Genomic DNA, 14557 nt, shown 5'->3' with positions numbered 1-14557 from the left:
AATCAGGTGATTGAGTTTGTGCCGATCGGCGCCTCAACCCGCGTCAGCGCTGGGATGGGGGGAAAGTGAAAAAAATCCGTCGCATAACGTTACGCCGTAACAACAAGTCCAAATGGTGCGATCCGCCGTCGGCGAAGACGGGATGTGAGGGCGGATAGACTCGGTGCAGGCGCTTGCTGATATACTCAGGGAAAACAAAAACGCCAGGAAACCTGCATAACGCCATGACAAATAACGTTTCACCCGCCCCCATCGCTCACCGCCCGCTGATTCTGATCGCCTGCATGCTGGCGATGTTCATGTCGGCGATCGAAGCCACCATCGTCGCCACCGCCATGCCGACCATCATCGGCGATCTTGGCGGTTTCTCGCTGCTGGGCTGGGTGTTCGCGGTCTATTTGCTGTCGCAGGCGATCACCATTCCCATCTACGGGCGGCTGGCGGATCTCTACGGCCGCAAGCGGGTGTTCTTCTTCGGCGCCACGCTGTTCCTGTTGGGATCGGTACTGTGCGGTTTCGCTCCCGACATGTATTGGCTGATCGGCTTTCGTCTGCTGCAGGGGCTGGGCGCCGGCGCCATCATGCCGATCGCCTCCACCATCATCGGCGATATTTACAGCGCCACCGAACGGCCGAAGGTGATGGGATACCTGTCGAGCGTGTGGGGCGTATCGGCGATCATCGGCCCGCTGTTGGGGGCGTTTATCGTGCAGCATTTGCCGTGGGCGTTAGTGTTCTGGGTCAACCTGCCGATCGGCCTGTTGGCGATGTTTTTCCTCTGGCGCTATCTGCCGGCGCATCAGCCATTGCGCCAGCACGCGCTGGATCTGGCGGGCACCGCCTGGTTGACGCTGTTCGTGTCGGCGCTGCTATTGGCGCTGTTGCAGATGGAAAGCCTGGGATGGTGGGTGGCGCCGTTGCTTGCGCTGGCGGCGGCGTCGCTGGCGCTGCTTGTCCGCCAGGAGCGGCGCGCGGTCGAACCGCTGTTCCCGCTGGCGCTGTGGCAAAGCCGGGTGATCGTCGCCGGCAACATCGGCGGGCTGGTGATCGGCGCGGCGATGATGGGCATCAGCGCCTTTCTGCCGACCTTCATTCAGGGCGTGATGGGGGGCTCGCCGCTGGAGGCGGGCACCACGCTGGCCCTGATGTCGATCGGGTGGCCGCTGGCCAGCACGCTGAGCGGCCGCTTGATGCTGATGACCTCGTACCGCGCCACGGCGCTGCTGGGCGCGCTGTTGTTGGTGGCGGGCGGCCTGATCTTGCTGCTGCTGCAGCCGGAGGGCGGCTTGCTGTGGGGCCGGGTGGCGGCGTTTATGGTCGGCGCCGGCATGGGGCTGTGCAATACCACGTTTCTGGTTTCGGTGCAGAACGCGGCCCATTACAGCATTCGCGGCATCGCCACCGCCTGTACGGTGTTTACCCGCATGGTGGGCTCGGCCATCGGCACCGCGATTTTGGGCGCGACGCTGAATCTCAACCTGCAGTGGCGTTTGCCGCAGATTGACGATCCGGTGCAGCGGCTGATGGAACCGGCGGTGCGCCAGAGCATGGGGAGCGAGGCGTTGGCGCAGCTGACCCAGCAAGTGGCGGCTTCGCTGCATTGGGTGTTTCTGGTTTCGGCGCTGGTGTCGTTGCTGGCGCTGGCGGCGGCGATGCTGATCCCGGCGCGTTGTCGGCCGCAGGGCGAAGAGGAAGAGGCGGAACAGGCGTAAGGAAAGAAGGAGCGGGCGCTGCTGCAGAGCGCCCTGGTAGCCGGGGCGGCTTACTGCGTGTTGGAGGTATCCTGGCTGGTGCCGGTCTGCGCCGCATCACCGCGATCGTCGCCGTTGTTCAGGCGGGTGTAGACGATCTTCTGGGTGTCGTTTTCGCAGTGGCCGACCACCTGGCCGCCCGCTTGATCGGCCTGATCGTTTGGCACGATCTCCAGTTTGAAGCCGGACTCCGGTACGCCGTTATTGACGATTTTTTGCGAAATGTCCGCTTTCACGCTTTCGCAGGAGGCCAGGGCCGCTATCGGCGCGCCGGCCAGCAACACAGCGGTTAATATCAGCGTTTTTTTCATCACGTCATCCTTTTAGACAATGGACTTCCTGTAACAGGATAGCAGCAACGGCGGCCGGGTTTCACGCTTGCCCGCCCGCCGCAGGCGGATTAAGGATTAATCCGACGCCCGGTCTGGCGATCCAGACATTTACGGGTGTCCGGCTCCCAGTAGGCGTTGACGTTGTTGCTGTCGTTGCAGCGATCTTCGTCATCCGCCGCGCGATCGATCTTGTCGAATTCTTTCTCGACGCGGGTGTTAACCTTGTGGCGCAGGGATTTGGTATCATTCCACTGCTCTTTGCTCTGGCGCGCTTCTTCGGTGCTCATCGCGCCGCTGCCTTTGCCATCGACGGTGACGCAGGTGCTGCCCTGAGTGCAGGTGGCGGCCAGCGCCGGCGCCTGCCAGGCGCCCATTACGGCCAGCATGGCGACCGGCAGCATCCCGCGCAGCAGTCGTTGGGTCGAAAATGTTTTCATCGTTTCATCCTTATGAGTGAGTGCGCCTGATGAAGGCGGCACTGGCGTTACCTCGCCCGCAGGCGTGGTGACAAATATACCACCGCGCTCCTGGAATTCACCAGCCAAGCGCCGATTCGTTTACTTTATCGAGAGAAAACTGCGACCGATGTTAAAAACTACGCTGTTGTTTTTCGCCACCGCCCTCGCTGAAATTATCGGCTGTTTCCTGCCTTACCTGTGGCTCAAGAAGCAGGGCAGCGCCTGGCTGCTGCTGCCGGCGGCCTTGAGCCTGATGCTGTTCGTCTGGCTGTTGACGCTGCATCCTGCGGCCAGCGGGCGGGTCTACGCGGCCTATGGCGGCGTGTATGTGGCGACGGCGCTGCTGTGGCTGCGAGTGGTGGACGGCGTGAAGCTGTCTGCGCTGGATTGGGTCGGCGCCGGGGTGGCGCTGGCGGGCATGCTGATTATCGTTTCCGGCTGGCGCGCGGCCTGAGGAAACACGGCGGGAGTTGCCTCCCGCCGACAGGGCTCAGGCGCCGCGGTGGATGTTCAGCCCGGCGAAGGACTGGCTGACCGGCATCATTTCCAGCGTGTTGATGTTGACGCGCGCCGGCAATGTGGCGACCCAGAATACCGACTCGGCGATGTCTTCCGGCGTCAGCGCATCGGCGCCTTCGTAGGTTTTATTGACCTTGCCGTCATCGCCCTTGAAGCGCACGTTGGAGAATTCGGTGCCGCCCACCAGGCCCGGCTCGATATCGGTCACGCGGATGCGCGTGCCGTGCAGATCGGCGCGCAGGCCCAGGCTGAACTGCTTGACGAACGCCTTGGTGGCGCCGTACACGTTGCCGCCGGCGTAAGGCCAGTTGGCGGCGGTGGAACCGATGTTGATCACGTGGCCGACGTTGCGCTCGACCATGGCGGGCAGCAGTGCGCGGGTCATGTTCACCAGCCCTTTGGCGTTGGTGTCGATCATGGTTTCCCAGTCATCGGCGTTGGCCTTGTGCGCCGGCTCCAGCCCCAGCGCCAGCCCGGCGTTGTTCACCAGCACGTCGATCTGGCGCAGCTCGGCCGGCAGCGCTTCTATCACCTGCTGAATGGCGGCGCGGTTGCGCACGTCGAGCCGCACGATGTGCAGCGCTTCCCCCAATTCTTCCTGCAGCGCGTCGAGACGCTCAAGGCGGCGCCCGGCGGCGATCACCTGGTGGCCTTCACGGATAAAACGGCGCGCAATGGCCTCGCCGAAACCGGAGGTGGCGCCGGTAACAAATATAATCATGTTGCTGTTCCTCAACTGTTTTTACCCTACATGCTTCTATCATTAGCACAAACCCGCAGGCAGTGGCAGCGGTTATCACGGCGGAAAGGAAAAAAGGTCACACCGGGCCAGCGGCCCGATGCTGATTAGCGCTGACGCGGCAGGTGGTAGACCACGGCGTCATACTTGATACGCTCGCAACGGCCGGCCAGCACGCCGCCCAGCGACTCGACGAGGCGGCGGCTGGCGGTATTCTGCTCAGCCACCGGGTAGAGAAAATGCGGCGGCTGAAAGCGCTCGCTGGCCCAGCGCGCGATGCCCTGCACGATTTCACGGCCGTAGCCCTGGCCATGCAGGCTCTCTTTCACCCAGATGCCCAGCTCCGGGGTGGGGCTGCGCAGGTTGTGCGCGCCGCCGACGCCGACGAACTGCCGGTCTTCGCGCCGGCGGGCGACAAAGATCACTTCTTCGCCTTCGCGCATCAGCGGCAGCCAGCCTTGCCAGACGTTGGCGAAATCTTCCGGCGACGCTTCCGGCTCAAAGGTCATAAAGCGCGTCAGCGTGGGGGTGATCGCCTGGTAAACATCGTCGGCGTCTGCTGCGGTAAAGGGGGCAATCAACAAACGGTCGGTGTCAACGCGGCACTGAGAAAGGTCATTGTGATTCATTTTATTTCCTCGCTTTTCAGGCCATAACGGCAAAAAATCCGCGCACATAAATCGGGGCGGATCGTCGATATTACGCGTATTGGCGTCAGAAGCGACTTATTTTTCGCCGCTGCGGCGACGCGGAGGAACGGTTTTATGTGACGCTGTCACGTTGACGGGAAAGGCGGCGGACACGGTTAACCGCGCCCGCCGCTGCGGATCAGAACTTCACCGAACCTTGCAGATAGATCGTGCGTGGCTGGCCGATATACAGACCTTTGTTGTTGTCGTCATAGGCGCGGGTGAAATACTCGTGGTTGAACAGGTTTTTCACGCCGACGCCCAGATTCAGGCCGGCCATTTCCGGGCCGAAATCATAGGCGGCGCGCACGCCCCACAGCATGTAGCCGGGAATGCGGCCGGTGCTGCCGTCGGCGCTTTCCGCCACGGTGTTGGCGTTGTCGGCGAACTGGCTGGATTGGAACTCGCCGTTAAGGTTAAACGCCCAGTTGCCTGGCGTGTAGTCCAGCCCCAGGGTGCCTTTATGCTTCGGCGAGAACGGCACCTGGTTGCCCTTATAGCCGCCGTCTTCGCGGATGGTGGCGTTGACGTAGGCGTAGCTGGCGTAGGCGGTCAGGTCGTCCAGTTTCGGCGTCAGCTGCGAAAGATCGTAACGCAGGCTGCCTTCCAGCCCGGCGTGGCGGGTTTTGCCGCGCGCGGTCACGCTGTCGGTCACCTGGTTGGAATCGTACTGGTTGTTGAAGTTGATCAGGAACAGCCCGATCTCGCCGGTCAGCGCGTCGCCGGCGTAGCGGGTGCCCAGTTCCCAGGTGCGCGCCTTCTCCGGTTCAATCTTGCCGCTGTCGACCGCTTTGCCCATCTGGCTGTATTGCACGGTGCCGAAGGAGCCTTCGGTGTTGGCGTACAGGTTCCAGTATTCGTTCAGGTGATACATCACGTTCAACGCCGGCAGCGGCGCGTTATAGCTGACGTCGAGGCGGTTGTTCTTGATGTAGTTGTTCTGATACGACTTGATGTACTCGTAGCGCATGCCCGGCGTGATGGTCCAGTCGCCGATGTCGATGCGATCGTCGAGATAGAAGGCGTGCGCCTCGGTGCCGGACTGGGTGTCGCGATCGTCCGGGCTGGCGGTGGACGGCAGCCTGCCGGTGCTGGCCTTGCTGGTGTAGCGCAGCTCATGGGTGGATTCACTGACGTAACGGTAGCCGACGCCGACCTCATGGGCGGAATCTCCCCAGCGGAAACTTTGGCTGTAGCGCGGTTCTACGCCGCGCACCCAGTATTCGCGCGGCGACAGGGTCAGGTTCTTGCCCTGATCCAGATAGCCGCTGCGCAGGGTGTAGGTGTAGAAGCTCTGCACGTCGAACTTATGCTGCTGATCAGGCTGATATTGGTAGCCGAAGTTCGCCAACTGGCGGCGGCCCCAGAACTTGTCGTACGGGCGCGTAGACTGGAACGGGTTGGCGTTGTAGTCCGCCCGGCTCAGGCCGCCCGGCATGTTCGCTTCGCCTTCGTAGTATTGCAGCAGGCTGTTGAAGGTGTGCACCTCGTTCGGGGCGTAGCGGCTTTTCAGCATCACGTCGTCTATCTTGGTTGCGCTGTGCTCGCGCCAGTCGCTGCCGCGGGTGCCGGAGTAAAGCAGCGCCGCGCCGAAGCCGTTGTCGGCGGTGCCGCCGATCATCAGGTTGCCGGTGCCTTTCGGGTGATCCTGGCGCGAGGTCGGGCTGAGCTGCCCCTGCATGCCGGCCTCCAGGCCGAAGGTTTTCGGGATGGCGCGGGTAACGAAGTTGACGACGCCGCCGACGCTCTGCGGCCCATAGCGCACCGCGCCGCCGCCGCGTACCACGTCAATCGCATCCATATTGCCGAGCGAGACTGGCGCCAGCGATAGCTGCGGCTGGCCGTAAGGGGCGAAGGGCACCGGAATGCCGTCCATCAGCACGGTGGAGCGGCTGGCGAGGCGCGGGTTGAGGCCGCGTATGCCGAAGTTCAGCGCCATATCGTGGCTGCCGGTGCCGTTGTTTTCCGGGGCCACCACGCCCGGCACGCGGTTCAATGCTTCACGCACGGTGGTGGTGCCGGTTTTGACGAAGTCTTCGCGGCGCACTACGTCGCGCGCGCCGGGGTGTTCGAACACGTCTGCCTGACGGCCTTCCGCCAGCCAGTCGCCGACCACGGTGATGTCCTCTTCTTTTTTCTGCGGCTGCGCTAGTTTGGCCAGCGTGTAGCCGTTGTTGCCGAGCGCTTTAGCCTGCAGGCCGCTGCCCGCCAGCAGGGCGTTCAGGCCGTCATCGACGCCGTAGCTGCCGCTCAGGCCCGGCGAACGTTTACCGGCGGTCAGCGCGCCGTCCAGCTCACCGGCCGGAATGTGATAAGCGGCAGCGGCGCTGGCGGCGCTCGCCATCTGCGGTGCAGCGAAGACCAGGCCAATGGCCACGGCCAGCGGCGTGGCCCGTTTTCCCCAAAGCGAAGCCGGAGCGACCTTTCCCCAAGCGTTGTTCATACCTTCTCCTGAATCATTTTTTATTTATTGCTGCAGTGTTTTCCTGGGAGTCGGATGAGCAAAGCAAAAGGGACAATCAAGAATGCGATTTTTTATCATTTTCATTTAAAAAATTCAGGCGGGGACGATTTGCAACCAATAGCGGGTAAAGCTTTGCAGGCGTACCGGCAGCGTCTGGCTGAGCAGGGCGAGGGCGCGATCGGTATCGTTGAGCGGGAAACTGCCGCTGACGCGCAGGCCGGCAACGGCAGGATCGCAGCTCAGGTGGCCGCGCCGATAGCGCGCCAGTTCGGCGATCACCCGATCCAGCCGCCACTGGCTGACGCTCAGCACGCCGTGCAGCCAGCCGTCTTCCGCCGTAGCCGGTTGCTTGTCGCTGAAGGCCGCCGCGCTGAAGCTTATCTGTTCGCCGGCGTTCACCCGGCGTTTTTGTTGCGCGTCTTGCGCCAGCTGCGCCTCGACCGCGTGCTCCAGCACCGTCAGGCGCGTTTCGCCGTCGCTCTCGCGCACCAAAAAACGGGTGCCGAGCGCGCGCATTGCCCCTTGCGGGCTCTGCACCCACAGCGGCCGGGCATCGCGTCCGGTCACCAGGCTGATTTCTCCGGCGTGCAAGCGGATCAGCCGTTGGCGATCGTCGTAATGCACATCCACCGCGCTGGCGGTGTTCAGCACCAGCTGGGTGCCGTCGCTTAACACAATGGGTTTGATTTCGCCGGTGGCGGTGCGGTAGTCGGCGCGCAGCTCCCGGCCGAGCGGCGACCGGTAGAAGAAGCCGCCGCCGCCCACGCCGAGCAACAGCAGCAGGCTTTTCAGCAGGGTGCGGCGATCGATCGCCGATTGACGGCCGGCGCGATCGAGCGCGCGATAGCTGAATTTGCCCGGCACGCCCTGCAGCTGGCTCTGCAACGCTTCGACGCGCTGCCAGGCCCAACGGTGATCGTCATGCTGCTGGTGCCAGGCTTGCCACTGTTGGCGCTGGCGTTCGGTGACGTGCTCGTCGCACAGCAGGGCATACCAGTGTGCGGCCATTTTCAGCGCCTGGCGCTGCTCGGGGGTGATGGCGTTGCTCATGAATAAACGTCGTTTTCGAGGCTGAACAGCAGGCAATGCTCGGTGGCTTTGGCCATGTATTTTTTAACCGAACTGACCGAAACGCCGAGGCGCGCGGCGATGTCCGCATAGCCCAGACCTTCGAGCTGCGACAACAGAAAGGCCTGTTTTATCTTCGGCCCCAGGCCGTCGAGCATGGCGTCGATCTGCTGCAGGCTTTCCAGCAGGCTCTGGCGCTGCTCCGGCGACGGGGCGTAGCCTTCCGGGATCAGCGCCAGCATCTCAAGATAGGCGCGCTCCAGCGTTCTGCGGCGGAACAGATCGACCATCACCCGCTTGGCGACGGTGACCAGAAAATCTTTCGGCTCGCGCAGGGTCGCCGCGGCGTCGCCCTTCAGCAGGCGCATAAAGGTGTCCTGCGCCACATCGTCCGCGTCGAAAGCGCAGCCCAGCCGCCGACGCAACCATCCCTGCAACCAGGCGTGGTGGGTAGCGTAAAGGCGCGACAGCGCGGCGTGCGGGGCAGAGGCGGTGGCGGACATGGTTTTCGCATTGCTGGTCAAAAAGATGCGCGGATGATAATTGAGAATGGTTATCGTTTCAAGTTTGACCGTTGCCTCCAGGCTGGGATTCCGCCCCCGGACGCGGCGTTGAAATAAAGCGGACGGTCGTAAAGAGCGTCGTTTGCCCATTAAAGGTGCAGCGGCGCGGTGTTATTTCGGCAAGCAAACGGTTGCTATTTATCCGCCGTCGAAGACTGAGCGTGGGTCTTATTCTCTTTCGCCGGCTTATGCTTTTAGGTTAATTACCAATCAATTGTTTTTATTTAAAAATGTATTTTATCGCCGCCTGTTGGCATGCGGCTTGCTATGCTTAAGCCGGTCTTTGCGTTTGGGCAAAAAAGCCTTGTTTCATCGGCGCAGGTTATTTCGCGGGTGAGCTTGGCCGGTCGTCACAAGGAAGAAAATAATGGCACTGCAATTCACCACGGCTATTCGTGGCAATTTTTTTGATATCGCAGCCTGTGTGGATGCGCCGCAACAGCTTGAGGAACGCCTGCGGCATATTCCCGACGGTTTGCTGCTGCTGAACGACGGCGTCATCGTCTGGTTCGGCAGCTGGCGGCAGGGCGAGGCGCTGCTGCCGCCGGGCTTCGCGGTCACGGAGTATCACGACAAGCTGATCGTGCCGGGTTTTATCGATACCCATATCCACTATCCGCAAACCGAAATGATTGGCGCCTATGGCGATCAACTGCTGGACTGGTTAAACAATTACACTTTCCCGACCGAAAGCCGTTACGACTGTGAGCAGCACACCGACGCGATGTCGGCTTTCTTTCTGCAGCAGTTGCTGAGTAACGGCACCACCACCGCGCTGGTGTTTGGCACCGTGCATCCACAGTCGGTCGATGCGCTGTTCAGCCAGGCGGCAGCGCTGAACATGCGCCTGATCGCCGGCAAGGTCATGATGGATCGCCATGCGCCGGAGGCGCTGCTGGAAACGCCGGAGCAGAGTTATCGCCAGACGCGCGAACTGATCGAACGCTGGCACGGCAAAGGCCGCCTCGGTTACGCTATTACCCCGCGCTTTGCGCCTACCAGTACGCCGGCGCTGCTGGCGCAGGTGCAGCGGCTGCGCGAAGAATATCCCGACGTTTGGCTGCAGACGCACCTGAGCGAGAACCCGCAGGAAGTGGCCTGGGTAAAAGCGTTGTTCCCGCAATACCGCAGCTATCTGGATGTTTACCACCGCTACGGCATGACCGGCGATAAAAGCGTATTCGCCCATTGCCTGCATCTGGAGGAGCAGGAGTGGGACTGCCTGTGCGATACCCGCTCGGCGATCGCCTTTTGTCCCACCTCCAACCTGTTTCTCGGCAGCGGGCTGTTTAACCTGCAGCAGGCCTGGCGCAAGCGGGTGAAGCTCGGCATCGGCACCGACGTGGGGGCCGGCACCACCTTCAATATGCTGCGCACGTTAGGCGAGGCGTACAAGGTCGGCCAGCTGCAGCATTACCGGCTCTCCGCCGTAGAGGCGTTCTATCATGCCACCCTGGGCGGCGCCCGCGCGCTGGCGCTGGACGACAAAATCGGCAACTTCAACGTCGGCAAAGAGGCGGATTTCGTGGTGCTCGATCCGGCGGTGACGCCGCTGCAGCAGCTGCGTCACGCCAATAGCGCCACGCTGATGGAGCAAGGGTTTGTGCTGATGACCCTGGGGGACGATCGCAACATTTATCGCACCTATGTGGACGGTAAGGTGGTTTATGAGGCGTCGCGCTGACGCAGCCGCATTCATTCCTGGTATCGAAGCGTCCAACGTCGCTGTCTTTATCTGGTTATTGTGCGGGAAAAGGCGGGAGAGACGCGAAGCCATTGGCACAGGGTTAACACTGTTGAGCGGATACTATTATCAGGAAGGACACTGCGCGTATTTTTAATTAAACACTATATAAAGGATTTATTGCTCATGCTCGTATCTGACCCCCGTTATCACTTGTTAGCCGTCTGCAGCGCTCAGCATCTGCGCGCTGTAGCTGAAAGGATCTGTGCTCGCGATAAACTAGAACCGCTAGCATTTGATGCTGTTCTTTGGCGGAGTTGTTGGACATCACCACTGCCAACCATATCGCCAGAGTCGTCAAGTGAGTTTCTGCAATCGGTGGGGCATGTTTATCCTCGCGCCACTTATGAGCTAAGGTCTTGGCTCATCTCTGGCGGACGTAAGTTGGATCTGCAAGCTGCCGACAAGCTGATTTATCTTGCTCGCGTGATCGAGAAGGAGTGGAAAGTTGAAGAGCAACCTTCTGTTTGGCGCAAGCACCCCAGCAACAGGCTCAATGGTTATGCGTACAATATCGTACAGATTCTTATACATACCAGCGTATCTGAGGACTATCCAAAGGAGAATAATATCTCTCACCGGCATGATTTGCTTACGCATTCACCGAGTAACTCAAGGCTCACGGCTTGGATGGAAAAATATCAACATAGCTCAAAAGACCCCTTTGTTTTAGCACGGCTTGATGTGACACGTATCAGTAATATGAGGGAGTTGTTTCTGTGGCAGATTTCGCTTGAAACCCATAGCGGATTATATACTTCGGCAACCTTCGAGGCTGCAGTGGGGAAAAGAATCAGGTCATACGATCGTCCGGTGCCCGGTCGGCGCATTCAAGCGTTTATAGGTTATATCTAATCGAGTTAACGCACCGCTATACGCCACAGGGAGCGAATCATCGTGGGATGAATATTCTAATCACTTGTTTTTGCTCAAACTGCCAACTGCGCCTAAGCTAGGAGGTGATTCAGAGGGAGCCATTCCCCGAGACCTTATTCCGTGAACATGGAGGAGTTTCGATTTGATGCGTTTATCCACATTGGTGCTGGCGATCGGCATGGCGCTGGGCTCGCAGGCACAGGCAGCAGAAACCCAACCTCACGCCGACCATAGCGCGCTGCCCAGCGGCCAGGCGAAGGAGGCTACCGTGACCGGTGAAGCCAATCAGCACGATAAGCAAAAGACCCAAAACCCGTTCTTCTATCAAAGCCGTCTGCCGTTCCAGGCGCCTCCGTTCAACCTGATCAAGGAAAGCGACTACGCGCCGGCGATCGAAGCGGGCATCAAGCAAAAGCGGGAAGAGGTGGAGAAGATCGCCAACAACCCGGCCAAGCCCAACTTTAAAAATACCTTCGTGGCGCTGGAGCAGGCCGGTTCGCTGCTGACGCGGGTGATGAACGTGTTCGGCGCCATGACCTCGGCCAATACCAGCGATGCGCTGCAGAAGCTGGATGAAGAAACCTCGCCGAAGCTGGCGGCGCTGAACGACGACATCATGCTCAACGGCAAGCTGTTCGCGCGCATCAAGGCCATCTATCAAGATCGCGATGCGCTGAAGCTGGATCCGGAGTCGCGTCGGCTGGTGGAAGTCACCTATAAGAACTTCGAACTGGCGGGCGCCAACCTGTCGGACGCCGACAAGGCCAAGCTGAAAGCGCTGAACCAGGAAGCGGCGACGCTGAGCACCCAGTTCACCAACAAACTGCTGGCGGCGAGCAAAAACGGCGCGCTGGCGATAACCGACCAGGCGAAGCTGGACGGTCTGTCCGAAGGTGAGCTGGCCGCGGCAGCGCAGGCGGCCGCCGAGCGCAAGCTGGAGAAACAGTGGTTGTTGGTGCTGCAGAACACCACCCAGCAGCCGCTGCTGCAGAGCCTGAAAGATCGCGACACCCGCAAAGCGCTGTTCGACGCCTCCTGGACGCGGGCGGAAAAGGGCGACGGCAACGATACCCGCCAGACCATTTCCCGTCTGGCCAAGGTGCGCGCCGAGCAGGCCAAGCTGCTGGGCTACCCGAACTACGCCGCCTGGAAGCTGCAAAACCAGATGGCCAAGACGCCGGATGCCGCGCTGAGCTTTATGCGCAACATCGTGCCGGCAGCCACCGCGCGCGCTGAGCGTGAAGCCAAAGACATTCAGGCGGTGATCGACCAGCAGAAAGGCGACTTCAAGGTGCAGGCCTGGGACTGGCAGTTCTACGCCGAACAGGTGCGCAAGGCCAAGTACGATCTGGACGAGTCGCAGATCAAACCTTACTTCGAGCTGAACAACGTGCTGAACAACGGCGTGTTCTACGCCGCCAACCTGCTGTACGGCATCAGCTTCAAAGAGCGCAAGGACATTCCGGTCTACCAGCCGGACGTTAAGGTGTATGAAGTGTTCGACAAGGACGGCAAATCGCTGGCGCTGTTCTACACCGACTACTTCAAACGCGACAACAAGGGCGGCGGCGCCTGGATGAGCAACTTCGTCGATCAGTCGAAGCTCAATGGCACCAAGCCGGTGATCTACAACGTCGCCAACTTCACCAAACCGGCGCCGGGGCAGCCGGCGCTGCTGTCGTATGACGACGTGATCACGATGTTCCACGAGTTCGGCCACGCGCTGCACGGCATGTTCGCCGATCAGGAATACCCGAGCCTGTCGGGCACCAACACCGCGCGCGACTTCGTCGAGTTCCCGTCGCAGTTCAACGAGCACTGGGTCAGCGATCCGAAAGTGTTCAGCCACTTCGCCAAGCACTACCAGACCGGCGAGGCGATGCCGCAGGAACTGGTCGACAAGATCAAGAAGGCCGACAAGTTCAACAAGGGCTACAGCATGACCGAGCTGCTGTCCGCCGCGCTGCTGGATATGCACTGGCACATGCTGACCGCCGATCAGCCGCAGCAGGATGTGGACAAGTTCGAGACCGAGTCGCTGCAAAAAGACAAGGTGGATCTCAGCTACGTGCCGCCGCGCTACCGTTCCAGCTACTTCCAGCATATCTGGGGTAACGGCTACGCCGCGGGCTACTATGCCTATCTGTGGACGGAAATGCTGGCGGACGACGCCTTCCAGTGGTTCACCGAACACGGTGGCCTGACCGCCGAAAACGGCCAGCGCTTCCGCGACATGATCCTGTCGCGCGGCAACAGCCAGGATCTGGAGAAGCTGTACATCGATTGGCGCGGCAAAGAGCCGAGCATCGAGCCGATGCTGATCAACCGCGGGCTGAAGGACGAGTAATCGACGCCACAATGAAACCGGAGCGACCAATGCTCCGGTTTTTTTACGCCTCGCTGACAATGCTGAGCGGGATATCGACGCCGCCGGCGTAGAACACCAGCAACTCCACCGTCTCTGCGCCAGAAATGCCCCGATGCACGCTATTCACCACTTCCGCGATCACGTCGCCGCGGTTGAACGTTTCCCGCGCGCCGCCGTCTCTTTTTTCGATCGTCAGTATGCCGCTAAGCAAATAGCCGACCGCCGGTATCGGGTGGCGGTGCCAGGCTAACGCGGTGTGCGGCGGCACGCTGATCTTCAACACGCTGATCATCGGCGCGCCTGCCGGGTAATGGGGGTAGGCGGCGCCATCCCAACTGGCATTGGCCGCCAGCAATGTTTCGGATTTAACTTCAGCAGAGATTGAGTTTTCCTGTGCAGGAGAGGCAGAGGCGGTAACGGCGCTGCCTGGCTGATTGAATGTCATATTTCCACCATGATAATAATTTTGAATGAAATTAAATCGGGTGGCTGCTTGGCGTGACATCCTGTGCTTGGCTGTAGACGGATCCGTTGGCGATATTGACGTTGTCGAATAAGCAGCAGTGCTTATTGATTCTAGTCGTTGAAAAGGTTTTCACCAGTCGGTTTGACGGGCGAGCGGTTGTTTCAGGGCGCTTGCCAGGCCTGCCACAGCGCCGCCGCCGGCGGGCCGCAGCTGTTCGGCGTCAGCCCGGATCTGGCCAATAACACCAATATCTTCAGCGAGCGCCCCGATAACCTGATCAAGGTGATCCTGCAAGGGATCACCAAACCGGCCGACGCCGAATTGGGCTTTATGCCGGGCTTTAAGGACAGCTTTTCCGATCGGTAGGTGACGGCGCTGGTGAATTATCTGCGCCAACGCTATGCCGGCGACAAACCGGCCTGGCGCGACGTGGAGGCGCAGGTGGCGCGGTTGCGCGCGGAGCCGGGGAATCATTAACATTGTAAATTGTTACATTGGGTTATTGACTGACGGCGCTCAT

Annotated in this window: 13 protein-coding genes and 1 pseudogene; 6 read left to right on the top strand and 8 right to left on the bottom strand. The window is 60.6% G+C overall.

The window, feature by feature from the left end:
- The first annotated feature begins 224 nt into the window (after window positions 1-224).
- Window positions 225-1712 carry an MDR family MFS transporter gene (locus tag IMX17_RS06480; RefSeq protein WP_193549499.1) on the top strand — a complete coding sequence of 496 codons (1488 nt, stop codon included), beginning with the start codon at window positions 225-227 and terminating at the stop codon, window positions 1710-1712.
- Window positions 1713-1762: 50 nt separating this feature from the next.
- Here the strand turns inward: IMX17_RS06480 and IMX17_RS06475 are convergent, their stop codons facing one another.
- Both IMX17_RS06475 and IMX17_RS06470 read right to left on the bottom strand, forming a co-directional pair.
- Window positions 1763-2062 (bottom strand): DUF1161 domain-containing protein, encoded by a 300-nt coding sequence (locus tag IMX17_RS06475; protein WP_033642988.1) that lies wholly within the window; start codon window positions 2060-2062, stop codon window positions 1763-1765.
- An 89-nt stretch (window positions 2063-2151) separates the two neighbouring features.
- Window positions 2152-2520: a DUF1283 family protein gene (locus IMX17_RS06470; protein ID WP_033633135.1), complete on the bottom strand. Its 369-nt coding sequence runs from the start codon at window positions 2518-2520 to the stop codon at window positions 2152-2154.
- A gap of 148 nt (window positions 2521-2668) precedes the next feature.
- On the opposite strand from IMX17_RS06470, the gene IMX17_RS06465 reads away from it, so the two are divergent.
- Complete coding sequence (locus IMX17_RS06465; RefSeq protein ID WP_004938563.1) at window positions 2669-2995, top strand: YnfA family protein; 327 nt, start codon at window positions 2669-2671, stop codon at window positions 2993-2995.
- 36 nt (window positions 2996-3031) lie between these two features.
- On the opposite strand, the gene ydfG is transcribed toward IMX17_RS06465, so the two are convergent.
- From ydfG to fecI, 5 genes are all read right to left on the bottom strand, one after another.
- The gene (ydfG, locus tag IMX17_RS06460; RefSeq protein ID WP_046898435.1) at window positions 3032-3781 is read right to left on the bottom strand and encodes a bifunctional NADP-dependent 3-hydroxy acid dehydrogenase/3-hydroxypropionate dehydrogenase YdfG; all 750 of its coding nucleotides are present in this window, start codon (window positions 3779-3781) and stop codon (window positions 3032-3034) included.
- A gap of 125 nt (window positions 3782-3906) precedes the next feature.
- A complete protein-coding gene (locus IMX17_RS06455; protein ID WP_182264532.1) occupies window positions 3907-4428 on the bottom strand; it encodes a GNAT family N-acetyltransferase in 522 nt (173 codons plus the stop codon).
- Window positions 4429-4627: 199 nt separating this feature from the next.
- Window positions 4628-6931: a TonB-dependent Fe(3+) dicitrate receptor FecA gene (gene fecA / locus IMX17_RS06450; RefSeq protein WP_193549498.1), complete on the bottom strand. Its 2304-nt coding sequence runs from the start codon at window positions 6929-6931 to the stop codon at window positions 4628-4630.
- 114 nt (window positions 6932-7045) lie between these two features.
- Complete coding sequence (gene fecR / locus IMX17_RS06445; RefSeq protein WP_193549497.1) at window positions 7046-8002, bottom strand: ferric citrate uptake sigma factor regulator FecR; 957 nt, start codon at window positions 8000-8002, stop codon at window positions 7046-7048.
- Window positions 7999-8523: a ferric citrate uptake sigma factor FecI gene (gene fecI, locus IMX17_RS06440; protein WP_046898432.1), complete on the bottom strand. Its 525-nt coding sequence runs from the start codon at window positions 8521-8523 to the stop codon at window positions 7999-8001. The genes fecR and fecI overlap by 4 nt, the downstream gene beginning before the upstream one ends.
- 427 nt (window positions 8524-8950) lie before the next feature.
- Here fecI and guaD point away from each other — a divergent pair, with 427 nt between their 5' ends.
- The 3 genes from guaD to dcp all read left to right on the top strand — a co-directional run bounded on the left by guaD (window position 8951) and on the right by dcp (window position 13550).
- Window positions 8951-10267 carry a guanine deaminase gene (gene guaD, locus IMX17_RS06435; protein ID WP_193549496.1) on the top strand — a complete coding sequence of 439 codons (1317 nt, stop codon included), beginning with the start codon at window positions 8951-8953 and terminating at the stop codon, window positions 10265-10267.
- Between the two features lie 186 nt (window positions 10268-10453).
- On the top strand, window positions 10454-11182 hold the full coding sequence (locus IMX17_RS06430; protein ID WP_193549495.1) for a hypothetical protein: 729 nt from the start codon (window positions 10454-10456) through the stop codon (window positions 11180-11182).
- Between the two features lie 166 nt (window positions 11183-11348).
- Window positions 11349-13550 carry a peptidyl-dipeptidase Dcp gene (gene dcp / locus IMX17_RS06425; RefSeq protein WP_193549494.1) on the top strand — a complete coding sequence of 734 codons (2202 nt, stop codon included), beginning with the start codon at window positions 11349-11351 and terminating at the stop codon, window positions 13548-13550.
- Between the two features lie 43 nt (window positions 13551-13593).
- On the opposite strand, the gene IMX17_RS06420 is transcribed toward dcp, so the two are convergent.
- Window positions 13594-14016, bottom strand: a complete 423-nt coding sequence (locus tag IMX17_RS06420; protein WP_193549493.1) for a cupin domain-containing protein — start codon at window positions 14014-14016, stop codon at window positions 13594-13596.
- 168 nt (window positions 14017-14184) lie between these two features.
- Here IMX17_RS06420 and IMX17_RS25440 point away from each other — a divergent pair.
- Window positions 14185-14514 (top strand): annotated as a pseudogene (locus tag IMX17_RS25440) (cytochrome c); the annotation flags it as partial.
- Window positions 14515-14557: the final 43 nt, after the last annotated feature.

Source organism: Serratia sp. X3, assembly GCF_014982455.1.
Taxonomy (GTDB): domain Bacteria; phylum Pseudomonadota; class Gammaproteobacteria; order Enterobacterales; family Enterobacteriaceae; genus Serratia; species Serratia ureilytica.
Note: the sequence above shows the minus strand (reverse complement) of the source record. Positions and strands in the feature narration are given on the sequence as shown.